Here is a 26,080-nt window from a genome sequence, read left to right on the forward strand (position 1 = left end):
GGGTTCTGGTGTCGGCGTCCGGGGGAGGGTTGTGACCTCGGTGTTCCCGCGCGAGGGTCCGCGGTCACGGCCTCCCGGGGAAACCGGCGCGGGCGGGCGGCCCACGTGGCCGTCCGCCCCCTTCCGCCGCGAGGGCGCGGCGGAAGGGCGCCACGCCGGACCGCGACCCGACCGGCGGGCGGGCGGAGGAACACCCCTCCCGGCAAGAGAGCAGGGAACCGGAAGGAGGTCGTTGTGCGTGTACTCATCCTCCTGGGCCTCGTGGGCTTCGTGGCACAGCTGGTGGACGGCAGCCTGGGCATGGCCTACGGCGTCACCTCGACGACGCTGCTCCTGGCCGCCGGCACCGGTCCAGCGGTCGCCTCGGCCACGGTCCACCTCGCGGAGATCGGTACCACCCTCGCCTCCGGCGTCTCCCACTGGCGCTTCGGCAACGTCGACTGGAGGGTCGTCGGGAAGATCGGCGTCCCCGGCGCCGTGGGCGCCTTCGCGGGAGCCACGTTCCTGTCCAGCCTGTCGACCGAGGCCGCCGCGCCGATCATGTCGACCATCCTGCTGGTCCTGGGCGCCTACGTCCTGGTCCGCTTCACGGTCTTCGGCCTGCCGCGCGGCAACCTGGGCAAACCGCTGCGCAGGCGTTTCCTCGTCCCGCTCGGACTGGTGGCCGGGTTCATCGACTCCACCGGCGGTGGCGGCTGGGGCCCGGTCGGCACCCCCGCCATCCTGGCCAGCGGCCGCCTGTCGCCGCGCAAGGTGATCGGCTCCGTCGACGCCGGCGAGTTCCTCGTCGCCGTCGCGGCTGGCAGCGGGTTCCTCGTCGGCCTCGGCTCCAGGAACATCGACTTCGCCTGGGTGGGGGTCCTGCTGCTCGGCGGTGTCGTCGCCGCCCCCATCGCCGCCTGGCTGGTCCGCCACATTCCGCCGCGCGTCCTGGGCTCCGCCGTCGGCGGCCTGATCGTTCTCACCAACGCGCGGACCATGCTGCACGGCGACCGGCTCCGCGTCTCCGGCGAGGTGCGGACGGCCGTCTACGCCGCGATCTGCGTCCTGTGGGCCGCCGCGCTCGCCTACTCGGCCCGCGAGTACCGCCGTGACCGCGCCACCGAGTCCGTCGAGGGCGTCGAGTCCGGCCTCGGCCGCCGCGGCGACGAGCAGGAGGCCACCGCCTCGACGGGATAGCCGGGCCGGAGCCGTGGAGGCCCGTGAACCCGGCGGGGGAGCCGTTTCCTCCCGGCCTCTCAGGGCCCTCCCGGCCTGTCACGGCCGGGAGGGCACGACGGGAGGATCAGAAGAGCGGCTTGCCGTCGCGGGTCAGCCTCCAGTTGGCCTCGGCGAATTCGGCCGGGTCGATGACCTTCGTCGTCGTGGCGTGGTCGATCAGCGCCTGGCGGATCTCCAGCTGCGCGTTGTAGACCACGGGGGCGGTCGTGACGTGCGGGAACCCGCCGCCGCCCGACTGGCGGTAGTTGTTGATCGCCACCACGAACCACTGGTCGGCGGCGACCGGCTGCCCCCGGTAGGACAGGCCGGCGATCCGCTGGCCGACCGGCTTGGCGACGTCCACGTCGTAGGTGACGCCGGAGAGCTGGTCGTAGTTGTAGTCGGGGGTGCCGTTGGCGTTGGTCAGCGCGGTGAGATCCACCGGGGCGTCCGGCGCGAGCTGGTTGTAGTACCTGGCCGAGTACTCCAGGTAGTCCTTCAGCTGGGCGCCGTTGAGCTTCACGGCCATCAGGGTGTTGTCGTAGATGTACAGGCCCGCCATGTCACGCACGCTCACCGGCCCGGCGGGGAAGACCGCGCTCCTGCTGAACGGGGCGGCGATCGACAGCACCGGCAGCCCGGCGTCGGCCGTACCCTCCAGGGCCTTCGTGACCGTCCCGGTCTGGACCTTCTGGATGTAGTCCAGGATGGGGGTGTCCTTGTACGGCGACTCCGCCGCGGACAGCTCCTCCTTGGACTGCGCCACCACCGTGTTGACGTACTTGACCGTGGTGTCGTGCTGCCCCTTCATGAGCGCGACGATCTTCGGGTCCTCGTCGACCGTGTTGGTGTTCAGCGTGGCCGAGGACTTGCCGGTGACCGTCCACTTCCCGTGCTTGCGGGTGAGCCGGAAGTCGATCACGCTCAGCCGCTGGCCCCACTTGGCGGGCTCGGTGAGCAGCACCTGCTGACCGGTGACCTTGTTGGTGACGAACCGCTGCGCCACCTCGTTGTGCGCGTGCCCGAACAGTACCGCGTCGATGCCCGGGACCTGCTCGGCGACCATGGCCGAGGCGTTCTCGACCGGCAGGTCGCCGCCGTAGGAGGACATCCCGCTGTCGCCCGCGTGCGCGGTGACCACGACCACGTCCGCGCCGAGGCCGCGGATGACCGGCACCCACTTCTTGGCGCTCGCGACCAGGTCGGTGAAGCGCAGTCTGCCCTCGACGTTTGCCTTGTCCCAGATGGTCACACCCGGGTTGGTCAGGCCGAGGACACCGACCCGGACCGGCTTCTCCCCCTTGATCCGCATCGTCTTGATGGTGAAGGGCTGGTAGGCGGGCAGGCCCGACCGGGCGTACACGGCGTTCGCGCCGAGCACCGGGGCCTTCATCTGCCTGACCCATGTGGCCAGCAGCGGAAGCCCGTAGTTGAACTCGTGGTTGCCGAGGGTCACCGCGTCGTACCCGATGGCGTTCATCGCGCGGGCCATCGGGTGGAGTTCGTGGGTCTTGTCGACCGGCTCGATCTTGGCGTAGTAGTAGGCCAGCGGCGTGCCCTGGATGGTGTCGCCCGAGTCGAACAGCAGGGTGCGGTCCGCGCCGCGTTCGGCGCGGATCCTGTTCACCAGCGTCGAGACCTTGGCCAGCCCGACGTCGTTGCCCTTGCTGTCGGTGAACTCGGCGTTCTTGAAGTAGTCCCAGTTCAGGGTGTTTCCGTGCAGGTCCGAGGTGCCCATCACGGTCACCGTCACCGACGGATCGGGGGAGGCGTACGCGATGCCCTGGACGGTCAGGGCCATCAGGGCCGTCGCACCGGCGACGGCGAGCTTCTTACTGCGCATGTGACCGGAGGGTAACCACCGGAGGTTGCCCTGTGGTTACGGCATTCCTGCATTTTCACGGTTACGGGGCGCCCGTTTTCCGATCTCGGCCTCTCCCCGCTGTCCGATCCCCGCCTTTCCGGTTCCGCGTCCGGTTCCGCGTCGGTTCCGGGTCCGGCTCCGTGGCCGCGGAGACCCGCCGGAGACTCAGCCGGCCACCCTGTCCGGCAGGATCCGCGCGGCCAGCGGGAAGGCGACCCGCACGCCGTACCCTCCGTCGGTCAGCGGGCCCGCCGACAGCCTGCCGTGGAAGAGGGCGACCCGCTCGCGCATGCCGATCAGCCCGTGTCCGGGCCCGGAGGCCTCCGCGCCTCCGATGTGGCCGTCGCGCGGCCCCTCGTCGAGGATCTCCAGTTCGAGCGTGCCGGGCCGGTATGCGACCGTCACCCTGGCCGAGGTGGGGCCCGCGTGCCGCAGGGTGTTGGCGAGCGCCTCCTGGACGATCCGGTAGGCCGACAGGTCGAGTCCCGCCGGGAGCGGAACCCGGTCGCCCTCGACGCTCAGCCTCACGTCGAGCCCGGTCACCCGCATCTGCTCGACCAGGTCCTCCAGCCGGGCGAGGCACGGCTGCGGCGTCAGACCGTCCCCCTCGGCGCCGGTACGGAGCAGTCCGAGGATGCGGCGCAACTCCTCCACCGCGTCGCGCCCCGTCTCCTCGACCACCCGCAGAGCCTCGCGCTCGACGGCCTGCTCCGGTTTGAGCGTCAGCCGCGCGGCCCCCGCCTGCATGACCATGACGCTGACGCTGTGCGCGACGACGTCGTTGAGCTCGCGGGCGATCCTGGTGCGCTCCTCGGCCACCGCCTCGCGGGCGAGCAGCTCCCCGCGCTCCTGCGCCTGGACGGCCATCTCCCGATAACGCCGTACGGCGACGCCCGCCCCGCCCGCGATGAAGGTCATCCCCAGCGCGACCATCACGTCTCCCGCCCCCGGAGGCACGACGGCCACGGTCATCGTCACGCCGACGAACACCGCCGTCATGACCAGCCCCGCGACGGTCCGCGGGTCACGCGACGGGACCTTGCCCAGCAGGGTGAACAGCAGCACGAGCTGGATGTAGAACTGCCAGGCGGTCACCTGCCCGCCGAGCTGCGCCAGCGCCACGACGGCCGCAGGTGAGTACAGGCACATCACGGCGAACGGCGCGCGCCTGCGCAGGAGGACCAGCACCGAGGCGGCGATCGCGAAGGCGATCCACCAGCCGGTGTGGAGATCGGCCGCCGCCCGGCTCTGCCCGTCGAGCTCCTCGGTGACGGAGAGCGCCGCCACGGCCACTGCGAGCAGCCAGTCGATCGCACCGGGGAGTCGGCTGTGGTCCATGAGGCGAGGGTAAAGCGGGCACTCCGCCAGGGGAATCCTTCTTGAGGGGGACTCACGCGCCGGGCCCGCCCCGGAGGAGGGACGGGCCCGGCGTGGGTCAGCGTTCGACAGAGGACATGTCCAGATAGCGGTCACCGCGCACGCTCCCGGCCGGCACGGCCGCCTCGAGCGCGGCGAGCTGGTCCGGGGTCAGCGTCACGTCGGCCGCCGCCGTGTTCTCCTCCAGGTAGCGCAGCCGCTTGGTGCCGGGGATCGGGATGACGTCCTCGCCCCGGGTCAGCAGCCAGGCCAGGGAGAGCTGGGCCGCGGTGCAGCCGATCTCCTCGGCGATCTTGCGGATCTCGGCGACGAGCGCCTCGTTGTGCGCGCCTTCGTCGCCGGCGAAGCGGGGCAGATACCTGCGGAAGTCGTCGGCGGGCAGTTCGTCGGCCGGAGCCAGCGTGCCGCCGAGCAGTCCCCGGCTGATCGGCGAGTAGGCGACGAGCGCGATGTCCAGCTCCCTGGCCGTGGGCAGGATCTCCTCCTCCAGTCCCCGGGTGAACAGCGAGTACTCGCTCTGCAGGGCGGAGATCGGATAAGTGGCGTGCGCCTTCCGCAGTGTGTCGGCGCTCACCTCGGACAGGCCGATCCGCCCGACCTTGCCCGCCGTGACGAGCTCGGCCATCGCGCCGACGGTCTCCTCGATCGGCACGTCCGGGTCGCGGCGGTGCAGGTAGTAAAGGTCGACGTGGTCGACGCCCAGCCTGCCGAGGGAGGCGTCGATCGCCTGCCTGACGTAGGCGGGGCTGCCGTCGACGCCGCGCTCCGCGCCCTCACGCCTGACGATGCCGAACTTGGTGGCCAGCACCACCTCGTCCCTGCGGTCCTTGATCGCCCGGCCGATCAGTTCCTCGTTGTGGCCCCGGCCGTACATGTCGGCGGTGTCGAGGAAGTTCACCCCGAGGTCGAGCGCGCGGTTGATGACCGCGATCGACTCGTTCTCATCCGTTCCGCCGTAGAACTCCGACATTCCCATGCAGCCGAGTCCGATGGCCGAGACCTCGGGGCCTTCCTGGCCAAGACGACGCTTGTTCATCGGTTCTCCCGTGCCTTGTAGAGGTCGATTTTGTAGTCGAGAACTTCCAGGTCCTCGGTGAGCTGCTCGATCTGTGCCCTGACCCGGCTCCGATGGGCCTCCAGCATCCGGCGCCGTTCGGCCGAGGTCTGGGGGCCCTGCCGGCAGAGTTCGGCGTAGCGGCACATGTCCGCGATCGGCATGCCGGTCGCGCGCAGTTTGGTGAGGAAGTCGAGCCAGTCCAGGTCGGGCGCCGCGTACTTGCGATGCCCGCTGGGCCCCCGCTCCACCTCGTGGATGAGCCCGATGCGCTCGTAGTAACGCAGGGTGTGCGCACTCAGCCCCGACCTGCGCGAGGCCTCCTGGATGGTGATCCCCATGAGGACCACCTTGCTCCTTAGAGTGCACTCTAAGTCAAGTCGGGGCCGCGAGCCCCCTCTCCCGGAGAGGCGACCCTGAGGAGGCCTGCCCTACCTTTCGCGGTCTTCGCCCAGCTCGCGGCCATGGTGTCACAGGTGTTCCCCTGGGGGCCGCACTACCTTCACCCAGGGTTCCTCCGGGATTGGTCAGGGGCGACTGGGGATCATTTCGGGTATTCCATTTCAAAGCCCGTCGACATGGTTAATCCATGGCAAGTCAGGCTTTTTCCGGGGAGACTTTTTCCAGTTCGACGATGGTCACCGGTGGCTACGCGGCGATCGGCGCCGGGGCGGTGGCCATGCTGGGGCTGCATCTGCTCACGGGGCTCGATCCGGTGCACACCGTGATCAGTGAGTACGCCTTCGAGCCGGACGGCTGGCTGCTGCTCGTCTCCCTCACGTGCTTCACCGCGGGTGCGACCGTGTTCGGGGGCCTCCTGGCCCGGCGCGCAGAGGACCGCGGCGCCGCGGCCCTGGTCGGTGTCTGGGGCCTGTGCATGCTGCTGATCGGGGCCTTCCCGACCGACCGGCCCGGCATTCCGCTGTCGATGTCCGGGGGCATTCACCGGTACGCGGCGTTCGTGGCCCTGCTGACGATGCCGGTGGCGGGCCTGATCCTGGCCAGGCGGTACGCCACCAGCCCCTACGCCCGGGCGGTGCGGTCGCTGAGCATGGCGTCGCTGGGGGTGCTGGTCCTGGTGGTCGTCCCGTACGTCGTACGGATGCTCGGGATCGACCTGACCAACGACGACATCCCCGCCGGTGTGACCCAGCGGCTGGTCGTGTTCTTCGAGGTGGCGGTACTGATCCTGCTCGGCCTGATGGCGCAGGCCAGGTCCGGGTACGCCCGCCGCCCGCTCTCCCCGGCCGCCGGCGCCCGCTCCTGCGGAGACCGGAGCCGGATGGCGGGCTCGGTGGTCCGGTAGCCGGGCTCTAGGCGGCCCAGGAGGTGCCGGGCTTGACGGGGGGACCGTACGGCGCGGCACCGTGGATGGGAAGCGTCGACGACCAGTCGATGCACACCTTGAGCGGGTCGGCCGGGTCCGTCCTGACCTGCACGGTCATGCCGGGCAGCACCCCGCCGAGCAGGAACGGCGGAACCTGCTGACGGTGCTCGGGCACCTCGTACGGCGCGCCGGAGGCGGGCGTGACCCGCAGCCTGAACTTCAGCACGTGCTGGCCGTTGACCTGCCAGCCGGTGGTGCCCATACCGGTGATCACGGCGCTGGCGGGCAGTCCCGTACGCAGCAGGCGGGAGTTGCCCATGCCGCCCGCGACGAAGAAGCTCATGACGATGAAGGCGCCCAGGCAGACGACGAAGACGCCCACACCCCACAGACCCACACCGCTCGTGGCGGCGAACATTCCGGCCACGGCGATCGGCAGCAGGGCGATCCAGATCATCTTCAGGGCGGTGCGGTTCATCGGTGGTTCCGATCTTTTCGTACGGCGTGACGCTCACAGACAACCGGTACGTGCCTGCGGCCCGCTTGATGATCGGTTGCACACCGCCTGACACTGGGCTCGCGGCCCTGTCGTGGTGGAGACTGTGGGCATGCTCCGCGGAGACAGGGTTCTGCTCAGGGCCACGACGAAGGAAGACCTGCCCGTTCTGCACCGGATGCACGACGAGGTGGAGACGGCGGTGGGCGCGTCCGACACGCCGTGGGTTCCCCGGTCGCTCGACCAGGTGATCGCCCGCTACGAGAAGCAGGAGCCAGATCCGGCCGTCGTCGAGTTCGCCGTCGAGTCCGTCTCCGGAGGCGACCTGCTCGGGTCCGCGGTCCTGTGGGGGATCGACTCCTACAACCGCAACGGTCACCTGGGGATCTCCCTGCTCGCCGAGGCGCGCGGCAGGGGGTACGGCACCGACGCGCTGCGGGTGCTGTGCGACTACGCCTTCCGGATCCGCGGTCTGCACCGGCTGGGCCTGGAGACCCTCGTCACCAACACCGCGATGATCGCCTCCGCGGAGAAGGCCGGTTTCCGGCGGGAGGGCACGCTCCGGGGGCACGCCTGGGTGGCGGGTGCCTTCGTCGACGAGGCACTGTTCGGACTGCTCGCCGCCGACTTCTCATGACCTTCTTCCGGGGCGGTACGGGTGACCTCCGGGGACGGTGAACGACCGATGAATGATCGGCGAAGCCGGAACTTCGGCCCGGCGACGCGGTGACCTTCTCCGTAGCATCGAGCGTATGAGCATCGACGGGAGTCTCACGGCCGGTCGCCCCGGTCGCCTCGATCGTCCCGGTCCCCACCGCGCGCCCGAGACCGTCACGCCCGGTCTCCGCTCCGAGGATGGTGTGTCGTGAAGGCCCTGCTGACCGGTCTCGGCGTCCTGCTCGTCCTGGCCGGAGGGCTCTGGATGCTCCAGGGCCTCGGTTACGTCGGGGGCAGCTTCATGAGCGGCGCCGGACAGTGGATCTGGATCGGCCTGGCCACGCTGGTCGTCGGCGTCGTCCTGGCGGTCAGGGGTCTGCTACGCGGCCGCCGCTGACCCCTCGGCACCCGCCGACCACTTCACGGAAAGACGGAGCCGGGCACCGCTCACCGGCGCCGGTCCGCTCCGTTCCACCACTCGCCGCACCGGCGCCTTGGGTGATCCCACGGATTACGGCGAGAGGGGCACGGAGCGCGGTGAGGGGGTGGGGCGGGGCCACGGGTGAGGTGGCCCCGCGGTTGTGGGGGCGTTAGCGGGTGCCGCCGGAGCCGTCGAGTCCGGCGCGGCGGAGGGCGTCCGCCATCGCGCCGCTCGGCGCGCCGCGCCGGTCGCCGCGGTCCTGCCGTTGCCGTCCGCCCTGCCTGCCCTCCCGTCCGCCGTCCCGTCCGCCGTTCTCGCGCCGGTCGCCGTTCCCGCGCCCGCCGCCCGCCTGGTCGCGCCTGCCCGAACCCTTGGCGGGCTCGTCCTCAAGCCGGAGGGTGAGCGAGATGCGCTTGCGGGGAATGTCGACGTCGAGCACCTTCACCCGGACGATGTCACCGGGCTTGACCACCTCGCGCGGGTCCTTGACGAAGGTGTGCGACAGCGCCGAGACGTGGACCAGGCCGTCCTGGTGCACGCCGACGTCGACGAACGCGCCGAAGGCCGCGACGTTGGTGACGACGCCTTCCAGCAGCATGCCGGGCTTGAGGTCCGACAGCTTCTCGACGCCCTCCTTGAACGTCGCGGTCTTGAACGCGGGCCGCGGGTCGCGGCCGGGCTTCTCCAGTTCGGCCAGGATGTCGGTGACGGTCGGCAGGCCGAATGTGTCGTCCACGAAGTCCTGCGGCCTCAGGGACCGCAGCACCGTGCCGTTGCCGATCAGCTTGGTGATGTCGCCGCCGGAGGTGGAGAGGATGCGGCGCACCACGGGGTAGGCCTCGGGGTGCACGCTGGAGGCGTCGAGCGGGTCGTCACCGCCGGGGATGCGCAGGAAGCCGGCGCACTGCTCGAAGGCCTTCGGACCGAGCCTGGCGACGTCCTTGAGCGTCTTGCGGGAGCGGAAGGGGCCGTTGGTGTCGCGGTGCTGGACGATGTTCTCCGCGAGGGTGGCGCCGATGCCGGAGACCCGGGTCAGCAGCGGGGCCGAGGCGGTGTTGACGTCCACGCCGACCGCGTTCACGCAGTCCTCGACCACCGCGTCGAGCGAGCGGGAGAGCTTGGTCTCGGCGAGGTCGTGCTGGTACTGCCCGACGCCGATCGACTTGGGGTCGATCTTGACGAGCTCGGCGAGCGGGTCCTGGAGGCGGCGGGCGATCGAGACGGCTCCGCGCAACGACACGTCGAGGCCGGGAAGCTCCTGGGAGGCGAAGGCCGAGGCGGAGTAGACCGACGCCCCGGCCTCCGACACCACGATCTTGGTCAGTCCGGGGACCAGCTTCACCAGCTCGCCCGCGAGCTTGTCGGTCTCCCGCGACGCGGTGCCGTTGCCGATGGAGACCAGCTCCACGTTGTGCTTCTTGGCGAGCGTGGCGAGCGTGGCCAGCGACTCGTCCCAGCGCCTGCGCGGCTCGTGGGGGTAGATCGTGTCGGTGGCCAGCACCTTGCCGGTCGCGTCGACCACCGCGACCTTCACGCCGGTGCGCAGACCGGGGTCCAGCCCCATGGTCGCGCGGCTTCCGGCGGGGGCGGCGAGCAGCAGGTCGCGCAGGTTGGCGGCGAACACCCGCACCGCCTCGTCCTCGGCCGCCTGCCACATGCGCATCCGCAGGTCGATGCCGAGGTGGACGAGGACGCGGGTACGCCACGCCCAGCGGACGGTGTCGGCCAGCCACTTGTCCGCAGGCCTGCCCTGGTCGGAGATGCCGAAGCGGTGCGCGATGCGTCCCTCGTAGGTGCCGGTCGGCTCGGGCTCCGGCTCCAGGGTGAGGGTGAGGACCTCCTCCTTCTCTCCTCGGAACATCGCCAGGATCCGGTGGGAGGGTAGCTTGGCGAACGGCTCGGCGAAGTCGAAGTAGTCGGAGAACTTGGCACCCTCCTCCTCCTTGCCCTCGCGGACCGCGGCGACCAGGCGCCCCTTGGACCACATCCGCTCGCGCAGCTCCCCGACCAGGTCGGCGTCCTCGCCGAACCGCTCGACCAGGATCGCCCGCGCTCCTTCCAGCGCGGCGGCGGCGTCGGCCACCCCCTCCCCGACGAAGGCCGCGGCGGCGGCCTGCGGGTCGACCGACGGATCGGCGAGCAGGCCGTCGGCCAGGGGTTCGAGCCCGGCCTCCCTGGCGATCTGCGCCTTGGTCCGCCGCTTGGGCTTGTAGGGCAGGTAGATGTCCTCGAGGCGGGCCTTGGAGTCGGCCGCCGCGATCTGCGCCTCCAGGGCGTCGTCGAGCTTGCCCTGACCGCGGATCGACTCCAGGATCGCCGTGCGACGCTCCTCCAGCTCACGCAGGTAGCGCAGCCGCTCCTCGAGCGTGCGCAGCTGCGCGTCGTCGAGCGTTCCGGTGGCCTCCTTGCGGTAGCGGGCGATGAACGGCACGGTGGCCCCGCCGTCGAGCAGCTCGACCGCCGCCTGAACCTGCCGCTCACGCACCCCCAGCTCTTCGGCGATCCGCTGATGAATAGACGTCGTCACGATCTCTCTTCCCTTGTGGTGGCAGCCACCAAGCTACCGCGTCGGCCGACGGCCGGGCCTGCCGGAAAGAGAGATCGGGCGGCGGGTCACGGGAGTGGGGCGCCGCGGGTGGGGGTCAGGCGTGTCCACTCGACGGTCGCCTCGGCCGCGTTGCCGCCGGGGGTGCCGGTCACCCAGTGGGTGACCTGAGGCTTTTCCCTGCTGTCCTGGACGACCCAGGTCGCCCCGGTGTAGGCGCCGTCGCGGAACAGCCGGGCGATCCCGGAGCTGTCCACGCTGACCTTCCATGTCGCGAGCTGCCCGGCGGTGTTCAGCGCGTAGACCCGCTCCCAGACGGAGGAGCCCTTCCGCATCGTCCAGACCCCGCTCCGCTGGACGGTCAGCATGAGCCGCCTCGCGCCGTTGGCGACCTTCACGCCGAGGCAGACGCCGTTCCCCGTCCGGGGGTCCAGCGCGCTGTCGTCATCGACCTTTCCCCTGAACTCCAGGGTGAAGTCGCAGCTTCTGGAGATGTCGAGGCCGCAGGAGGCCTCGGACGGCCTGGCGTCGGTGCTCCTGAGGCGGAGCCGGCCCCCGCTGGTGCGCGCGCCGCCGCTCAGCGCCCAGGCGCCGGTGATCAGGTCGCCGCCCTGGAAGGGGCGGGAGATGTCCAGCCTGGCGACCTTGATGTTGGTCTGGTTGTGCTCCCAGACGACGAAGAACCGCCCCGGTTCGTACTCGTCGGCGCTGGGATAGACGTCCCACCCCCGGGCCGCGCCCCTCGTCAGCCGGGGGCCGTCGGCGAACAGCCGTCCCGCCTCCCACGACTCGCCGGGCCGTTTGACCTTGTAGTGGAGGACCTCGCGGTACTGGTCGGGTTTGCTCGCCGAGGAGCCGAGGAACGGCCCGGCGAACGTGTTGTAGATCGCGAGGTACCGGCCGGCCGAGTCGCCGCAGAAGAACGTCTTGACGTAGTAGTTGGGCAGGTCCGGGGCCGGCCTCATCGGCGACCACGTCAGCCCGCCGTCCGAGCTGGTCGCCGTGACGCAGTGGACGGCGTTCGCGCGGTAGTGGGCGTCGCGCGCGGCCGCGGAGGTGCCGCCGGTCAGGTCGAGGGCCCGGGCCACCATCACGATCGTGCCGGGTGTGTCGTGGGAGGGCGCGATCTGCGGCTCCTCGGCCGAGACGCCGGGCGGGTTCTCCGCGAGCCCGCCGGAGGTCCAGGTGACCAGGTCCGCGGAGCGCAGCACGCCCGCCCTGGTCGTGCCGCCCGCCCGCCGCCAGTACGGCACCAGCCACAGCCCGCCGTGCCGGAGCGGCTTGCCCGCGACGACCACGCCCCTGGCGTTGTCGGGAACGTCGACGACGACGGGGAGGTCGGCCCACGTCCGGCCGCCGTCCACGCTCCTTTTCGCCACCATCGTGACGGGGAAGCCGTCGACGTCGCCCTTCGCGTCGCGGTCCTTGTCGATCGTGATGCGCCCGAGCAGCGCGTGGAGCGCGTTCCCGTCCCTGAGGAACATCACGTAGTGGTAGCGGTGGACGGCCGTCGCCGCGGCCAGTGTGCCCACCGTCCAGCTCGCCCCGCCGTCTCCCGACCTGGCGTACATGATGGACCCCTGGTCCGTCGCGGTGGGGTCGAGGGAGTCTCGCAGCCCGGCCCGCCAGGCGACCACGAGGCGCCTGGCGTCGAGCGCGGCGATGTCGGGGACCCGGTTGCCCTCGTGGGCGAGCTCGCCGTCCGGGCCCCGCTCGGCGATGCCGTACACGGTGACGGGGGTGGTGACATCCGATCCGACGACGTCGGTTTCCGGCCAGGACATGGATCACAGCGAACAGGCAGGGGATGGCCGTGGGGTTGCCGGGAGGTTACGGCGGGGTGGTCTTCGGTTCGTGCCGCGGGGGAACGGGAGCCGGGAGCGGGGATCCGGAACGGGGGAGCGGAGGGGCGGGGACGGAGAGCGAGAGAACGGGGAGGGGGAGCGGGGAGAACGGGGGAGCGGGGAGTGGGAGAGCGGTGTCCGTGCCGTCTTGACCGTGGCCGGTCCGTCAAGGAGGCTTACCGACCAGTGGTTCGCCCGAGCACGCCGAGCACGCGGAGAGCGCCATGGGTGACGTCGTTCCACCGGGCCGGACCCGCCCGCGGCGTTTCGGGCTCGCCTACCTCGCCGTGGTCTCGCTCCTGGTGGTGGCGGGACTGTGGCTGATGTGGGCCGCGGGGGCGGAGCCGCCCGTCCCCGAGTCGGTCGTCCCCGGCCAGGCGACCCCGGGGAGCGACGTCCGGGATCTCGCCGCCGCCGCGCCGGCCGTGGCCTCGATGGGCGACGTCGTGCCGGCGCCGCTCTCGGTACGGCCCGCCGTCGGCACGACGTACACGCTGCGGCCGGACGCGCGCATCCTCACCCACCCGGGTTCGGCCCAGGCCGCGGACGTCGGCGCCTACCTGGCCGGTGTCCTGCGTCCCTCGACGGGGTACCCGCTGCCGGTCTCCGAGGTCGCGGACGGGGCCAGGACCGGGGACGAGGCCGGGAAGGGGGGCATCTCACTGCTGCTCACCGGCCCCGGGCCCGGTCCCGCCCCCATGGAGCCCGGCGCCGAGGGCTACCGGCTCGACGTGACCTCCGGCGGGGTGGTGATCCGCGCGCGGACGGCCGCCGGACTCTTCAACGGGGTGCAGACGCTGCGCCAGCTGTTCCCGCCGGAGGTCGAGAGCGCCACCGTCCGGCAGGGCCCGTGGAAGGTGCCCGGCGGCCGGATCGTGGACCGCCCGAGGTTTCCCTACCGGGGCGCGATGCTCGACGTCGCCCGGCACTTCCACCCGGTCGAGACGGTCAAGCGCTACATCGACCGGATCGCCCTCTACAAGATCAACTACCTGCACCTGCACCTGTCGGACGACCAGGGCTGGCGGATCGCCGTCGACAGCAGGCCGAGGCTGACCGCCCACGGCGGCACCACCCAGGTCGGGGGAGGCCCCGGCGGGCACTACACCAAGGCCCAGTACCGGGAGATCGTGGCCTACGCGGCGCGGCGGTACATCACGGTCGTCCCCGAGATCGACCTGCCGGGGCACACCAACGCCGCGCTCGCCTCGTACGCGGAGCTGAACTGCGACGGGAGCGCCCCACCCCTCTACACCGGTACCGAGGTCGGGTTCAGCTCGCTGTGCGCCACCAGGGAGAGCGTCTACGCGTTCGTCAAGGAGGTCCTCGGCGAGGTCGCCGCGCTGACTCCGGGGCCCTACCTGCACATCGGCGGTGACGAGGCGAAGGCGACCCCGCCCGGCCAGTACACCGCGTTCATGAACCGGGTCCAGCCGCTGGCGGCCGCGACGGGCAAGACGGTCATGGGCTGGCACCAGATCGGCGAGCCCGGGGTACGGCACTCGCCGGGACGCGTCGTGCAGTACTGGGGGACGACCGCCTCCGACCCGCTGGTGGCCGGTGCCGTCTCGCGGGGCGCCCAGGTGGTCATGTCGCCCGCGAACCGGGCCTACCTCGACATGAAGTACACCCCGGAGACCACGGCCGGCCAGGACTGGGCGGGCCACATCGAGGTGCGCAGGGCCTACGACTGGAACCCGGGCGCCTATCTGAGGGGGGTGCCGGCCTCGGCCGTACTCGGGGTCGAGGCGCCGCTGTGGACGGAGACGATCTCCACCGAGGAGCAGATCGAGTACATGGCCTTCCCCCGGCTGCCCGCCATCGCCGAGCTGGGCTGGTCGCCGTGGACGGCCCACGACTGGACCGCCTTCGGCCGTCGCCTGGGCGCCCAGGGCCCCCGGTGGACGATCATGGGCATCGGCTTCTACCGCTCCCCCCAGGTGCCGTGGGCACCGTAGGCGGGGGCTCCGGGAATGACGCGGTGGTGAAAACGGTTATCGACACCGTCCCATGGTCCGTCAATCGAACAGGAGTCCACAGTGGCCGCCAACGAACCACGTCCCGTGATCAAGCTGCGCTCGACCGCGGGCACGGGCTACACCTATGTCACCCGGAAGAGCCGGCGTAACGACCCCGACCGGCTCGTCCTCACCAAGTACGACCCGGTCGTCCGCAGGCACGTCTCGTTCCGCGAGGAGCGCTGAGGCCCAGGCCGGGGATTCCCGCCGGGCCACGTGTCAGCCCCTCTCCGGGCCACGCGCCGGTGTGCGGGGCGTGGTCGGTGGGCGTTTCCGGTTACGGGGTGTCCGAGGCGGCGAGTTTCTCCAGGGCCTTTCCGGTGATGCGGTACGGCACCCACTCGTCCATCGGTCCGGCGCCGAGCGACTTGTAGAACTCGACGGCCGGGATGTTCCAGTCGAGGACCGCCCACTCGAACCTGCCGTAACCGCGTTCGACGCAGACGCGGGCGAGTTCGGTGAGCAGCTGCTTGCCGTACCCCTGTCCCCGGTGGCCGGGGTGGACGAAGAGGTCCTCCAGGTGGATCCCGTGCTTGCCGAGCCAGGTGGAGTAGGTGACGAACCAGATCGCGAAGCCCGCGACCCGCTCCCCGTCGGTGGCGATGTGGCAGAACACCGCGGGATCGGACCCGAAGAGCGAGTCGTGCAGCTGCTCCGCGGTGGTCTCGACCTGGTCCAGCGCCTTCTCGTACTCCGCGAGGCCACGGATCATGTCAATGATCGCCGGGACGTCGTCCGGCGTTGCGGGGCGAATCATGCTCGAAGTTTAGGCTTCGAGGCCGGGTGCCCCGGCGGGGGAGACGAGGTGCGGGCGCGGGGGACACGGGGGACACGGCGGGCACGGGGACGAGGCGGGCTCGGGGAAGGCGGAGACGGGGTGAATGGCCGGATTCGCCGGGATTCCCGTAAGTTGTCTGCTGATCGCACGCGGGTCGTTGAGAGAGGCGGATCACCATGTCGGCAGAGCCCACCGGTGAGCGGTTGACGGAGCTCAGGCAGCGGTTCGCCGCCATCGACGGCGACGGTGACGGCTTCATCACCGAAAGCGAGCTCACCGGGCACTTCCCGGGCCTGCCCGCGGAGGCGATCGGATCGCTGAACCGCGACGCGGACGCCGACGGCGACGGGCGGCTGTCCTTCGAGGAGTTCGTCCGGATCGTGGCGCAGGACTGACGGGGCTCAGTCGAGGGCGAAACCCAGCAGGGCCACGTCGTCGGGGCTGTCCTCGCGGTCGACCAAGGAGAGCAGCGCCTCCAGCTGGGCGTCGAGGTCGAGGCCGGCGACCCGCGCCATCTCGGCGCGCAGCCTGCCCATGCCGGTCACGACGTCCATCGACCGGCTCTCGATGATGCCGTCGGTGTACAGCAGCAGCCGCTCGCCGCGCTCCAGGCGGGTCTCGGCCGTCGGAAAGGTCGTGGACGGCAGGGCGCCGATCAGCGGGGCGAGCGCGCCGCCGAGATAGTCGACCTCCCCGTCCGCCCGGCAGACGAGGACGGGGGGATGGCCCGCGCTGGAGTAGGACAGCCGTCCCGTGGCCGGTGAGAGCCGTACGCACAGGACGGTGGCGTGCATGCGGTCGTAGCCGCTCGTCGTCATCCGGTTGAGACGGCCGAGGATCCGCCCCGGATCGGGGTCCTCCAGGGCGTAGGCCCGCAGCGCGTTGCGCATCTGCCCCATGGCCGCGGCCGCCCTGATCCCCTTGCCGACGATGTCGCCGATCACCAGCACCACGTCGCCGCAGGTGACCCGGACGACGTCGTACCAGTCGCCGCCGACGCTGGCCTCGTCGTTGCCCGGCAGATAGCGGCCGACGATCCTCGCGCCGTCGACCTTCGGGACCTCCGGCAGCAGGGCCAGCTGCAACGTGGTCGCCAGCCGCTGCTCCAGCTCCAGCTGACGCAGGTTCCGCAGGCGCGCGGAGGCGAGCTGGGCGAGCTGCCGCAACGCCGTCTCGTCGGTGTCCCGGGAGGAGACGGCGCCGCGGGCACGGGAACCCGACGGCTCGACCCGGAGGTCGCCGTCCGGGACGGGCGTCACCACGACCTCGGGGGCGTCCGCCAGCAGCCTGCCGTACTTCTCCGTCAGCTCCAGCACCTCCCGCTCCGACGACGCCTCGTTGATCGCGAGCGCGGCCTCGGTCAGCCCGCGCAGCCGCCGGTTGTGCCGGGACCGTACCGCGGCCAGCCGCAGCACCCCGCGCACCCGGGTGAGCAGCTCGCGGGCCGAGAACGGCTTGGCCAGGTACTCGTCGGCTCCCGCGAGGAGCCCGGTCAGCGACTCCTCCTGGCCCGCCCTGGCCGACAGCAGCATGATCGGCACACCGCGGGTCGCCGTGTCGGCACGCAGCCTGCGCACCAGCTCCAGCCCGTCCATGCCGGGCATCATCACGTCGGCGACGATCAGGTCGAAGGGACGCTCCCTGACGGCCCTGAGGGCGCTCGCCCCGTCGGGCACCGCCGTCACCGCCCAGTGCGGGCCGAGCAGGCGGACGAGATAGGCGCGCAGGTCGGCGTTGTCGTCGGCGACGAGGATCCGTTCCACGGCGGGCCCGTTCTCCGCGTCGCCCGCCGGGGAGTTCTCCGTGTCGCCTCCCGTGGAGGGCGCGAGGTGGATCCCGACGGCGGGAGCTCCGTCCGCCCGTTCGCCGAGGTCCCGCGGATCGGACAGCCACGACGCCTCGTCCGGCCCCTCCTCGTACGGCGCCGCCGCCTCCGCGAGACGGTCGGCGGGCAGGTGCGCCGAGCCGTACGGCAGCGTGATCGTGAAGGTCGTCCCGCTGCCGAGAAGACTGTCGACCTCGACCCGGCCGCCGTGCAGGGTGACCAGTTCGCGGACGACCGCCAGGCCGATGCCCATCCCCTCGTGGCTGCGCGCGGGGGAGCTCACGACCCGGTGGAAGCGTTCGAAGAGGTTGGGGATCTCGTTCTCGGCGATGCCGACCCCGGTGTCGGAGACCGTGACCACGGCGCAGCCGTCACCCGGCCTGACGCCGACCGTGACGCCGCCGGTGAAGGTGTGCCTCAACGCGTTGGACAGCAGGTTGAAGACGATCCGCTCCCACAGCCGCCGGTCGAGGTGGATCGGCTCGGGCAGCGGCTCGCCCTCCAGCCGCAGGGTGAGCCCGACGCTCTCGATCGACGAGCGGAACACCCCGGCCAGCTCGGCGGTCTGCGCCGCCAGGTCGGTCGGCTGGTAGCGGGTGTTGACACGGCCCGTGTCGATGCCGGTGAAGTCGAGCACGTCGTTGACCAGCGTGAGCAGCCGCAGCGCGTTGCGGCGGGCCGTACGGAGGACGAGCCGCTGCCCTGAGCCGAGCGAGGGGTCGTCGAGCAGCTCCTCCAGTGGTCCGAGGACGAGGGTCAGCGGGGTGCGCAGCTCGTGGCTCGCGGTGGTGAAGAAGGCGGTCTTGGCGATGTCGAGCTCCATGAGCGCCCGCGCCTCCCGGCGTTCCCGCTCGTGGGTCTCGGCGGCGGACAGCGCCCGCGACAGGCTGGCCGCGAGCAGCCCGAAGAACTCCAGGTACGGCCCGTCCAGCCGCGACGCGGGGCTCACCCCGCACACCAGCAGGCCCCGCGTCCCGCCTCCCGCGCTGACGGGCAGGGCGATCGCGGGGCCGGAGAGGCCGAAGCGCTCGCCGGGCACCGTCGTGACGCCGCCCTGACCGGTCAGGGGTTCCACGAGCCCGTCGCCCGCCTCCAGCCGTTTCCTGGCCGTGGCGTGGGGCACGGCCAGGCGGGGTGTGCCGTCGTCGCCGGGGAGGTACACGAGGCAGAACGGCACGTCGTCACGCGCGTCGGCCAGGGCCGACACCGCGGCCCTGGCCACCTCCCGGCGGGTGGGCATCCCGCTCGTCGCCGCGTCGACCATGCCCAGCGCGCGCATCCTGCGCTCGCCGAGCACCCGTTCCGTCGTCTCGCTGACCAGGCACAGCACCCCGCCCACCGTGCCGTCGGCCAGGTGCACCGGGTCGTAGGAGATGTCGAAGTAGGTCTGCTCGGCGAAGCCGTGCCGGTTCAGGGCGAACGGGTGGTCCCGCGCCCAGAAGGGCTCGCCCGTCTCGCGCACCCGGTCGAGCAGCGGGTGCAGGACGTCCCAGAGCTCGGACCAGTTCTCCGCGGCCGGACGGCCGAGCGCGGCCGGATGCTTGGCGCCGATGGTCGGGATGTAGGGGTCGTTGTAGAGGGCGATGTACTCCGGCCCCCAGAAGAGGACGATCTGGGCGCGTGAGGAGAGGGCGACGTCGACCGCGCTCCGCAGGGGGGCGGCCCACCGGTCGATCGGTCCGAGAGGGGTGGCCGCCCAGTCGTGTTCGCGGATGCGCTCACCCATCTCCCCGCCGGTCACGGGGCTACCCTTCCGCATTTCACTCCCCGCCCATCAGGTAATGTGACAATACCTGGTCGACCAAGAGATCCCTCGGTGAGGACATGGCCATTCGCCTGGAGAGACGGACGGATCCCGACGGGTCGCGGGTGCTCGTCCCCATCGGCGACCTCGACCGGGAGGCGGCGGACCGGCTGACCGAGGCGGTCGAGGACGATCTGGCCCACTCGCCCGGCGTGCTGGTGATCAGCCTGACACATGTGTCGTTCTGTGACTCGTCGGGGATCGTCACGCTGCTGGAGGCCCACGCCGGCGCGAAGCGGCGGGACACCGAGCTCGTTCTCGCCGACGTCGACGGTCATCTGCGGAACCTGTTCCGGCTCTGCGCGCTCGACCAGGTGATCCGGATCGTGGAAGAGTCCCATGACTGAGACGGTCGGCGGCGAGGTGCGCCGGATCTCCTTCCCGATAGAGGGCGATCTCTCCGAGATGCGGCGGCGGGCACGGGAGTTCCTGGCGATCGTCGCCTTCGACGAGTTCCGGGAGACGAACTTCATCCTGGCCATCAGCGAGGCCGCGAACAACGTGCTCGACCACGCGGGCACCGACGGCCTCGTCACCCTGCGGTGCGACGCGGACCGGGTCGTCGCCGAGATCCGCGACGAGGCGGGAGTGCTCACCGACACCGAGGCCGGCCGTACGCCGCCGCCGGTCGGATCCCGCCGGGGTTACGGGATCTGGCTGATGCGCGAGATGTGCGACGAGGTGGAGATCTCGCAGGAGCGGGGCGCGTCCACGGTCCGGCTCACGATGATGCGTCCCTGACGGGCTCCCGCGCCAGCGGGTCCCGCCGCTCGCTGATCCGGACGGCGCACTCGCGGATCCGCCGTTCGTCGAGGTGCCGGACTCCGGGAATCTGCAGGAGGCTCACCCGCAGCGTCTCGTACACCTCGTCGGCGGGGCGTCCGCCGTGCGACGTGGCGACGCGCCGTATCACCTGAGTGGTCCGGACGTCGAACCCGGACTCCCGCGTGGCGTGCGCGGCCACGTCACGCAGGGCGGCGTTGTCCATGGTGATGCGGACGCGAGGCATCCTCGGTTCCCCCCGGGTGATCGGCACGTCTTGCCCGATCACCCTAGGAGCCGGAAAGGCGCGGGTCACGCACCGGCCGGGGTGTCGCGAGCCTTTACCCGCGGGTGTCGGACCCCGCCTCCCGGCGCCGGGGAGGCATGATGTCCAAGGTCCTGCCTTTGACCCTTACCCGGGAGAGTCCGTGACGACCTGGATGTTGTTGGACTACGGCAAAGTCATATCGCTGCCCCAGCCCGCCGAGGACATGGCGGCCATGGCGGCCCTCGCGGGCCGCGACCCGGACGTCTTCCACGGCCGGTACTGGCACCACCGGAAGTCCTACGACGGGGGCCGGGCCTCCCATCTGTACTGGGGCGACGTCCTGGAGCGGGAGCTGTCTCCCGACGATCCCGTCGTGGCCGAGCTGGACGCCGCCGACGTCGCGAGCTGGTCCCACCTCAACCCCGAGAGCATGAGCCTGCTCCAGGAGCTCACCGGCGGCCACCGGCTCGCCCTGCTGTCCAACGCCCCGGAGCCGATGGCGGCGGCCATCGACCGTGCGCCCTGGGCGCAGGTGTTCGCCCACCGCTTCTACAGCTGCAGGATGGCCCTCGCCAAGCCGGATCCGGCCATCTTCGAGAGCGTTCTGCGGCGGCTCGGCGCCGAGCCCGCCGACGTCACCTTCCTCGACGACCAGGCCGTCAACGTCGAGGCGGCGGCCGCGCTCGGCATCAACGCCGTGCTGTACCGCCCGCCGGACCCGCGGTAGCCGCCGGACCCGCGGTAGCCGCCGGATCCGGGGAACCGCCGGATCCGGGGCGGCGCCGGGCCCGGGACGACCGCCGGGACGAAGCGGAGCGGGCATGTCCCAAGGGATTCCCGGCGGTGGGAGACGAGAGAGGGGAGGAGGCGGCTCAGCGGGAGGTCGAGACGCTTCCTCCGAAGGCCCGCAGCAGGGACTCGTCCACGTCTCGGTCGATGGGAAAGGCCTCGGTCAGCCTGGTCAGCTCCAGCAGGCGTTCGAGCACCCCGTGCACGCCCGCCAGGCGCATCCAGCCGTTCTGCTCGTAGGCGCGGCGCAGCGTCGCCAGCAGGGTCCAGATGCCGGTGGAGTCGCAGAAGTCCAGCTTCGCCGTGTCGATGATGATGCGGACATGCCTCCGCGTCAGTGGCTCAGCGAGCGCTTCCTCAAGCCGTGGGGCCGATATTTTGTCTAGATCGCCGTTGAGCGAAACCACCGAGAAATGCGGATGGTCGTTCACGGTGACGGAAAGCCGTGTCATGATGCCCCGCTGTCTACGTCTGCTGAGACAGCGCCCTTATGGGAGCCGTGCGAAGACGGAAACCACTTCAACCACCGTACGCCCATGGCTCATGACAGTTCAACGGCCCGAGGCCAACAGTGACGCGGCGGGCCCACCGGCGGAGGAACGCGCCGGGGCCGGTGGAGTCGCGGGGGTGCCGGGGCCGGCGGGCGGGGCCGTACGGGAGGGGAGGCCGTCCGGGGAGGAGTCGTGTGAGAGGGACGGGAGGACAGGAGGGGGGAGGCCGTCTCGCCGGATGGTGATCGTGGAGACGGCGGAACCCTGTGTTTCCGTGGTCTTTTACGTGGTCTGCTGTCTCGTGCTGTGCGCTGCCGCGTTCCGTCGCGCGGTCGGCCGGTCGCCCGTCTCGCCGTGGATCCGGCGTGGGCGGTCCGCCGCGACCTAGACCTTCGCGACGACTTTCGCGACGCGCGAGGCCGACGGTGGCCGTATCTCCACCGGGTTGAGGTGGGAGCCGTGCTCGTCGTGGTGGTCGGCGTCGGCGTCGTCGAACCACAGTCCGCCGTCCGCCAGGTAGCGGAAGCGGATCGCCTGCTGCGACGGGATGGTGAGGGACACCTGGTAGGTGCCGTTGTCCTTGCGCTCCATCGGGTGGGCGTATGGATCCCAGTTGTTGAAGTCGCCGACCAGCGAGACGCCGCCGACGGACCGATCGAACGGCACGGTGAAGGTGATCCTGACCTTCCCGTTCTTGGTCGGCTTACCACGTTTGATCATCGAGATTCTCCTGACGTCACTGTCTCCGTAGGTGGCCGGCCGTGATCTCGGTGGCGGCGGACGCGAAGGTCATGCGAGCCCCGTGAACACGTGCCCGCGAGACAGGCCGCGATCAGGAGGCCGACATCCGGTCACGGCTGGCGGTAACGATCCACATGGATGGTTACCGTCAGTCATCGACCGACAACATGAGGTATTGATTTTTGGTCCGGATCACGTCCGATCTTGACTGGATCGTGATGGTTGACCGGTTCACGTTGAACCTGATCATGCCTGTAGGGATCGTCGCTGACGTCGGTGAAGCCCTGAGTGCGGTTACATCGGGAAAGATGTCGTGAATTAGGCGGTGATCGGTAGGCGGAGGCGATCGAGGAGGCCGGAACGGTCAAGAGGGCCGGGCGGGGCCGGGCGGGGCCGGGGCGGTCGAGGGCCGTTGACGCGGGTGGATTTTCCGTGGCCGTCGCCCGGAGGGTTACGATCCTCTGTGGAAATACGGCCTATCTCGCCATCGCTGCTGATCGAGGAACTCGCCGACCGGATAGCCTCCGCGCCTCGTTCCTCCTGGGTGCGCGTCGCCCTCGACGGCGCGCCCGCCGCGCGTCCCGGGCGGCTGGCGGACGAGTTGGTGGAGCCCCTGCGTCTTCGCGGGCGTGAGGTTCTCCGGGTCTCCGCCGACGACTTCCTGCGCCCGGCCTCGCTGCGCTTCGAGTACGGCAGGACCGACCCCGACGCCTTCTACACCGACTGGCTCGACGCCGGAGCCCTGACCCGGGAGGTTCTCGGCCCGCTGGAGCCCGGCCGCTCGGGAAAGGTCCTCCCCACGTTCTGGGACACCCGGATCGACAGGGCGACGCGCGCGTCCTACGTCACCGTGCCGCCGGGCGGCGTGCTGCTGCTGGACGGGGCCCTGCTGCTGGGCAGGGGACTGTCCTTCGACCTGACCGTGCACCTGTGGCTGTCTCCCGGTGCCCTCGCGCGGCGGACCCGCGAGGAGACGCGGTGGACGCTGCCCGCCTACGAGAGGTACGAACGCGAGGTCTGGCCGGTCGACAGCGCCGACGTCGCCGTCCGCGTCGACGATCCCCGTCATCCGGCGCTGGTCGGGAGGTCGTGAGAGGGGTCCGGCCTCCGGCCTCCGGCGTCCGCGGAACGCGCGCACCGGCGGGCCGGGCCTCGGCGCGCTAGACTCCGGCGCGCGACGGCACCAGGTTCTCGGCGTAGCTCCTTTCGAGGATTTCCTCCCGCACCGGCTGCATCATGTCGCGGGTCTCCTCAATGCGCAGGGCGATGCCCACCGCGAAGAACGTCGGCGCCCACTGGCCGATGAAGATCCCCCAGCGGTCGGCGCGGTCCAGCCCGGCCTCCTCGAACGACTGGGACGTCAGCCAGGACGCGAAGGACAGGCCGATCGACGCGACCCCGGCGGCGTACATCATGTGGGACTTTACGCCCATCTTGTGAAGTGCGTTGATCATTTCTCCCCCTGATTATGGCTCGCTGTTATCGGTACCCTTTCGGGTTTTATGTAACCAAATGTCCGATATTGCGAGTTGGGGAGGCGTGTCAGGAGTCCTGGGCTTTGGCGTGCCCGGCGTCGCCGATCCGCTTGAGCAAGCTTGCCCGCCGCTCCTCCAGTTCGTCGGCCAGGCCCTCCTGCTGGTCGGCCATGCTGATCAGCGCCGACCGCTCCGCGGCGTCGGTGGGTCCCAGGTCGCCGACCTGCCGGCGCAGGCTGAAGACCTCGGCGCGGAGCCTGGCCAGGTCATGCTCGACTTGGTGGAGTTCTTCTTGGATGCTCATCCGCTGTCCATACCCGCATCCTCGGACCCGACTCCACCGCCCCCGGTCGCTCGCGAGCGGTACCCTTCGCGTGGTCGTCCATGCCGTCTCGCCTGGTCGTCCGCGCCGCCGGAGGTGTCGACGGAGGTGTCGACGGGGAGAGGCCGGGCGCTCACCGGGCGCGACCCAAGATCTCTGTTAGAACAAGATCCAATGTCAGCCCTGTTTCTGACGCGAGGATAATGCTGCCAAAGTTGTACGATCCGCGTCTGAAATGTGAAACCGTTGCACCGTCCACGGGTGACAGGGAGCGATCATGGGCATACAACATGCCGAAGACGGTGCGATGGGCGGTGTGCTCGCCCACGCGGGCAGTGGACCAACCATCCTGCGAATCCTGCTGGGCGCCCAACTGCGCAGGTTGCGCACGCTCAAGGGCATCTCCCGGGAGGACGCCGGATACGCCATCCGCGCCTCTCACGCCAAGATCAGCCGGTTGGAGCTGGGACGGGTCGGTTTCAAGGAGCGCGACGTCGCGGACCTGCTGACCCTGTACGGCGTGACCGACCCCGACGACAGGGCGCCGCTGCTCACGCTGGCCCGCCAGGCCAACGCCCCCGGCTGGTGGCACAAGTACGGTGACCTGCTCCCGAACTGGTTCCAGGTGTACGTCGGCCTCGAAGAGGCGGCCTCGGTCGTCCGGAGCTACGAGGTGCAGTTCATCCCGGGCCTGTTGCAGAGCAGGGAGTACGCCCGCGCGGTCATCATGCTCGTCCACGGCACCGCCTCCGCCGAGGAGATCGACCGTCGCGTCGCCCTCCGGATGGCCAGGCAGGAACGCCTGAGCAAGCCGAACGCGCCGACGCTGTGGGCCGTCGTGGACGAGGCCGTACTGCGGCGCCCCATCGGCGGGGCGAAGGTCCTGGCCGCGCAGATCGACCACCTGCTGGAGGCCACCGAGCTGCCCAACGTCCGGCTGCAGATCATGCCGTTCCACCGGGGCGGCCACGCGGCGGCCGGTGGCCCCTTCTCCATCCTGCGCTTTCCCGACCGGGACCTTCCCGACGTGGTGTACATGGAGCAGCTCACCAGCGCGCTCTACGTGGAGAAGCGCGACGAGACCGACCACTACACCCAGGTCATGGACAGCCTGTGCGTCCAGGCCTACTCCGTCTCCGCCAGCAAGCAGTTCCTGCGCGACATGCGTGCCGGGATGTCAGTCTGACTTCCGGCCGACGCCGCCGAGCACGATCATGCCCGTGGACGGCGCCTCCATCCGGGGGCGCCACTTCGTGATGTCGACCAGGCCGGGCTCGGCCAGCTCGAATCCGTCGAAGAACGGCAGGATCTCCTCGCGGGTCCGCAGGTCGACCGCGACCGGCCCGCGCGCCAGCGCCGCGCGGGCCCGGCCGACGGCTTCCTGGCTTCCCTCGCCGCTCGGGTGGGAGATGACGAGATGGCTGCCCGCGACCATGTGCTCGCGGAACGCGTCGACGACCCTTGAGGCGTTCTCCACCCCGGGAATCAACTGCAGCACCGACAGGAACAGCACCCCGACCGGTTCGTCGAAGTCGATGAGCCGCCTGAGGTCGGGATGGGCCAGGATGCTCTCCGGCTCCCGGATATCCGCGCGAATGGAGGTCAGGCCGGGGTCGGTGGCCAGGAGCACGTCGTTGTGCACCGAGACGATGGGATCGTTGTCGACGTAGACCACCCGTACGTCGGGGTGGGTCTCGCGGGCGATCTCGTGCACGTTGGGCGGAGTCGGGATGCCTGCGCCCAGGTCGAGGAACTGCCGGATGCCGGCCTGGGCCATGAACTCGACCGTCCGGCTCAGGAACCGCCGATTGGCCTTGGCCAGCACCGGATAGTCGGGCATCTGAGAGACGATCTTGTCTGCGTACTCGCGGTCGACGGCGTAGTTGTTCTTGCCGCCCAGAACGTAGTCGTACACGCGCGCCACATGAGGGGTTCCGGTGTCGATGCCGTCGGGGGGTGACTGATCATGACTCACGAGGCGAGTGTAGTCATCACTTCCGAGGGGATCTATCCCGCTTATCG

Annotated in this window: 27 protein-coding genes; 12 read left to right on the forward strand and 15 right to left on the reverse strand. The window is 70.7% G+C overall.

Annotation, left to right across the window (positions count from 1 at the left end; genetic code table 11):
• The first annotated feature begins 234 nt into the window (after positions 1–234).
• A complete protein-coding gene (locus AB0N02_RS16310) occupies positions 235–1,179 on the forward strand; it encodes a sulfite exporter TauE/SafE family protein (RefSeq protein WP_363946518.1) in 945 nt (314 codons plus the stop codon).
• A gap of 106 nt (positions 1,180–1,285) precedes the next feature.
• On the opposite strand, the gene AB0N02_RS16315 is transcribed toward AB0N02_RS16310, so the two are convergent.
• The 4 genes from AB0N02_RS16315 to AB0N02_RS16330 all read right to left on the reverse strand — a co-directional run bounded on the left by AB0N02_RS16315 (position 1,286) and on the right by AB0N02_RS16330 (position 5,836).
• A complete protein-coding gene (locus tag AB0N02_RS16315; RefSeq protein ID WP_363946520.1) occupies positions 1,286–3,043 on the reverse strand; it encodes a 5'-nucleotidase C-terminal domain-containing protein in 1,758 nt (585 codons plus the stop codon).
• A gap of 186 nt (positions 3,044–3,229) precedes the next feature.
• A complete protein-coding gene (locus tag AB0N02_RS16320) occupies positions 3,230–4,402 on the reverse strand; it encodes a histidine kinase (protein ID WP_363946522.1) in 1,173 nt (390 codons plus the stop codon).
• Between the two features lie 97 nt (positions 4,403–4,499).
• Positions 4,500–5,477 carry an aldo/keto reductase gene (locus AB0N02_RS16325; RefSeq protein WP_363946524.1) on the reverse strand — a complete coding sequence of 326 codons (978 nt, stop codon included), beginning with the start codon at positions 5,475–5,477 and terminating at the stop codon, positions 4,500–4,502.
• Entirely contained in the window at positions 5,474–5,836 is a 363-nt protein-coding gene (locus AB0N02_RS16330) for a MerR family transcriptional regulator (RefSeq protein ID WP_363946526.1), read from the reverse strand. Before AB0N02_RS16330 ends, AB0N02_RS16325 begins: the two co-directional genes overlap by 4 nt.
• 293 nt (positions 5,837–6,129) lie before the next feature.
• Between AB0N02_RS16330 and AB0N02_RS16335 the strand changes: the two genes are divergently transcribed.
• On the forward strand, positions 6,130–6,801 hold the full coding sequence (locus tag AB0N02_RS16335; RefSeq protein ID WP_363946528.1) for a DUF998 domain-containing protein: 672 nt from the start codon (positions 6,130–6,132) through the stop codon (positions 6,799–6,801).
• A 7-nt stretch (positions 6,802–6,808) separates the two neighbouring features.
• Here the strand turns inward: AB0N02_RS16335 and AB0N02_RS16340 are convergent, their stop codons facing one another.
• The gene (locus AB0N02_RS16340; RefSeq protein ID WP_363946530.1) at positions 6,809–7,300 is read right to left on the reverse strand and encodes a hypothetical protein; all 492 of its coding nucleotides are present in this window, start codon (positions 7,298–7,300) and stop codon (positions 6,809–6,811) included.
• Between the two features lie 130 nt (positions 7,301–7,430).
• Between AB0N02_RS16340 and AB0N02_RS16345 the strand changes: the two genes are divergently transcribed.
• Entirely contained in the window at positions 7,431–7,955 is a 525-nt protein-coding gene (locus AB0N02_RS16345) for a GNAT family protein (RefSeq protein WP_363946532.1), read from the forward strand.
• Between the two features lie 228 nt (positions 7,956–8,183).
• Positions 8,184–8,372 (forward strand): hypothetical protein, encoded by a 189-nt coding sequence (locus tag AB0N02_RS16350; protein ID WP_363946534.1) that lies wholly within the window; start codon positions 8,184–8,186, stop codon positions 8,370–8,372.
• A gap of 193 nt (positions 8,373–8,565) precedes the next feature.
• On the opposite strand, the gene AB0N02_RS16355 is transcribed toward AB0N02_RS16350, so the two are convergent.
• Together AB0N02_RS16355 and AB0N02_RS16360 are read right to left on the reverse strand one after the other, a co-directional pair.
• Positions 8,566–10,923 (reverse strand): Tex family protein, encoded by a 2,358-nt coding sequence (locus AB0N02_RS16355; protein WP_363946536.1) that lies wholly within the window; start codon positions 10,921–10,923, stop codon positions 8,566–8,568.
• Positions 10,924–11,009: 86 nt separating this feature from the next.
• Positions 11,010–12,725 carry a sialidase family protein gene (locus AB0N02_RS16360; protein WP_363946538.1) on the reverse strand — a complete coding sequence of 572 codons (1,716 nt, stop codon included), beginning with the start codon at positions 12,723–12,725 and terminating at the stop codon, positions 11,010–11,012.
• A 284-nt stretch (positions 12,726–13,009) separates the two neighbouring features.
• Between AB0N02_RS16360 and AB0N02_RS16365 the strand changes: the two genes are divergently transcribed.
• Both AB0N02_RS16365 and rpmG read left to right on the forward strand, forming a co-directional pair.
• A complete protein-coding gene (locus AB0N02_RS16365; RefSeq protein WP_363946539.1) occupies positions 13,010–14,743 on the forward strand; it encodes a beta-N-acetylhexosaminidase in 1,734 nt (577 codons plus the stop codon).
• A gap of 81 nt (positions 14,744–14,824) precedes the next feature.
• Positions 14,825–14,989, forward strand: coding sequence for a 50S ribosomal protein L33 (gene rpmG / locus AB0N02_RS16370; protein ID WP_363946540.1), 165 nt, complete (start codon positions 14,825–14,827; stop codon positions 14,987–14,989).
• Between the two features lie 91 nt (positions 14,990–15,080).
• On the opposite strand, the gene AB0N02_RS16375 is transcribed toward rpmG, so the two are convergent.
• Positions 15,081–15,560, reverse strand: a complete 480-nt coding sequence (locus AB0N02_RS16375) for a GNAT family N-acetyltransferase (RefSeq protein WP_363946541.1) — start codon at positions 15,558–15,560, stop codon at positions 15,081–15,083.
• Between the two features lie 197 nt (positions 15,561–15,757).
• Between AB0N02_RS16375 and AB0N02_RS16380 the strand changes: the two genes are divergently transcribed.
• A complete protein-coding gene (locus AB0N02_RS16380) occupies positions 15,758–15,976 on the forward strand; it encodes an EF-hand domain-containing protein (RefSeq protein WP_363946542.1) in 219 nt (72 codons plus the stop codon).
• Positions 15,977–15,982: 6 nt separating this feature from the next.
• Here the strand turns inward: AB0N02_RS16380 and AB0N02_RS16385 are convergent, their stop codons facing one another.
• Positions 15,983–19,165 carry a SpoIIE family protein phosphatase gene (locus AB0N02_RS16385; protein WP_363946543.1) on the reverse strand — a complete coding sequence of 1,061 codons (3,183 nt, stop codon included), beginning with the start codon at positions 19,163–19,165 and terminating at the stop codon, positions 15,983–15,985.
• A 65-nt stretch (positions 19,166–19,230) separates the two neighbouring features.
• Here AB0N02_RS16385 and AB0N02_RS16390 point away from each other — a divergent pair, with 65 nt between their 5' ends.
• Both AB0N02_RS16390 and AB0N02_RS16395 read left to right on the forward strand, forming a co-directional pair.
• Positions 19,231–19,557, forward strand: a complete 327-nt coding sequence (locus AB0N02_RS16390) for an STAS domain-containing protein (RefSeq protein WP_363946544.1) — start codon at positions 19,231–19,233, stop codon at positions 19,555–19,557.
• On the forward strand, positions 19,550–19,951 hold the full coding sequence (locus tag AB0N02_RS16395; protein WP_363946545.1) for an ATP-binding protein: 402 nt from the start codon (positions 19,550–19,552) through the stop codon (positions 19,949–19,951). Before AB0N02_RS16390 ends, AB0N02_RS16395 begins: the two co-directional genes overlap by 8 nt.
• On the opposite strand, the gene AB0N02_RS16400 is transcribed toward AB0N02_RS16395, so the two are convergent.
• On the reverse strand, positions 19,932–20,219 hold the full coding sequence (locus AB0N02_RS16400) for a hypothetical protein (RefSeq protein ID WP_363946547.1): 288 nt from the start codon (positions 20,217–20,219) through the stop codon (positions 19,932–19,934). The two genes, AB0N02_RS16395 and AB0N02_RS16400, sit on opposite strands and share 20 nt — an antisense overlap.
• A gap of 181 nt (positions 20,220–20,400) precedes the next feature.
• Here AB0N02_RS16400 and AB0N02_RS16405 point away from each other — a divergent pair, with 181 nt between their 5' ends.
• Positions 20,401–20,967, forward strand: a complete 567-nt coding sequence (locus AB0N02_RS16405; RefSeq protein ID WP_363946549.1) for an HAD-IA family hydrolase — start codon at positions 20,401–20,403, stop codon at positions 20,965–20,967.
• Between the two features lie 145 nt (positions 20,968–21,112).
• Here the strand turns inward: AB0N02_RS16405 and AB0N02_RS16410 are convergent, their stop codons facing one another.
• Both AB0N02_RS16410 and AB0N02_RS16415 read right to left on the reverse strand, forming a co-directional pair.
• Positions 21,113–21,481, reverse strand: a complete 369-nt coding sequence (locus AB0N02_RS16410) for an STAS domain-containing protein (protein WP_363946551.1) — start codon at positions 21,479–21,481, stop codon at positions 21,113–21,115.
• A gap of 423 nt (positions 21,482–21,904) precedes the next feature.
• Entirely contained in the window at positions 21,905–22,240 is a 336-nt protein-coding gene (locus tag AB0N02_RS16415) for an isoamylase early set domain-containing protein (RefSeq protein ID WP_363946553.1), read from the reverse strand.
• A 484-nt stretch (positions 22,241–22,724) separates the two neighbouring features.
• Here AB0N02_RS16415 and AB0N02_RS16420 point away from each other — a divergent pair, with 484 nt between their 5' ends.
• Positions 22,725–23,354, forward strand: coding sequence for a uridine kinase (locus AB0N02_RS16420; RefSeq protein ID WP_363946554.1), 630 nt, complete (start codon positions 22,725–22,727; stop codon positions 23,352–23,354).
• A gap of 67 nt (positions 23,355–23,421) precedes the next feature.
• On the opposite strand, the gene AB0N02_RS16425 is transcribed toward AB0N02_RS16420, so the two are convergent.
• Both AB0N02_RS16425 and AB0N02_RS16430 read right to left on the reverse strand, forming a co-directional pair.
• Positions 23,422–23,715 carry a hypothetical protein gene (locus AB0N02_RS16425; RefSeq protein ID WP_363946556.1) on the reverse strand — a complete coding sequence of 98 codons (294 nt, stop codon included), beginning with the start codon at positions 23,713–23,715 and terminating at the stop codon, positions 23,422–23,424.
• 88 nt (positions 23,716–23,803) lie between these two features.
• Positions 23,804–24,040 carry a hypothetical protein gene (locus AB0N02_RS16430; protein WP_363946558.1) on the reverse strand — a complete coding sequence of 79 codons (237 nt, stop codon included), beginning with the start codon at positions 24,038–24,040 and terminating at the stop codon, positions 23,804–23,806.
• 295 nt (positions 24,041–24,335) lie between these two features.
• Between AB0N02_RS16430 and AB0N02_RS16435 the strand changes: the two genes are divergently transcribed.
• Entirely contained in the window at positions 24,336–25,244 is a 909-nt protein-coding gene (locus AB0N02_RS16435; protein WP_363946560.1) for a helix-turn-helix transcriptional regulator, read from the forward strand.
• On the opposite strand, the gene AB0N02_RS16440 is transcribed toward AB0N02_RS16435, so the two are convergent.
• Positions 25,236–26,033, reverse strand: a complete 798-nt coding sequence (locus AB0N02_RS16440) for an SAM-dependent methyltransferase (protein ID WP_363946562.1) — start codon at positions 26,031–26,033, stop codon at positions 25,236–25,238. The two genes, AB0N02_RS16435 and AB0N02_RS16440, sit on opposite strands and share 9 nt — an antisense overlap.
• Between the last annotated feature and the right edge of the window lie 47 nt (positions 26,034–26,080).

Origin of the sequence: Streptosporangium sp. NPDC051022 (genome assembly GCF_040683035.1) — a bacterium.
Lineage (GTDB): Bacteria > Actinomycetota > Actinomycetes > Streptosporangiales > Streptosporangiaceae > Streptosporangium.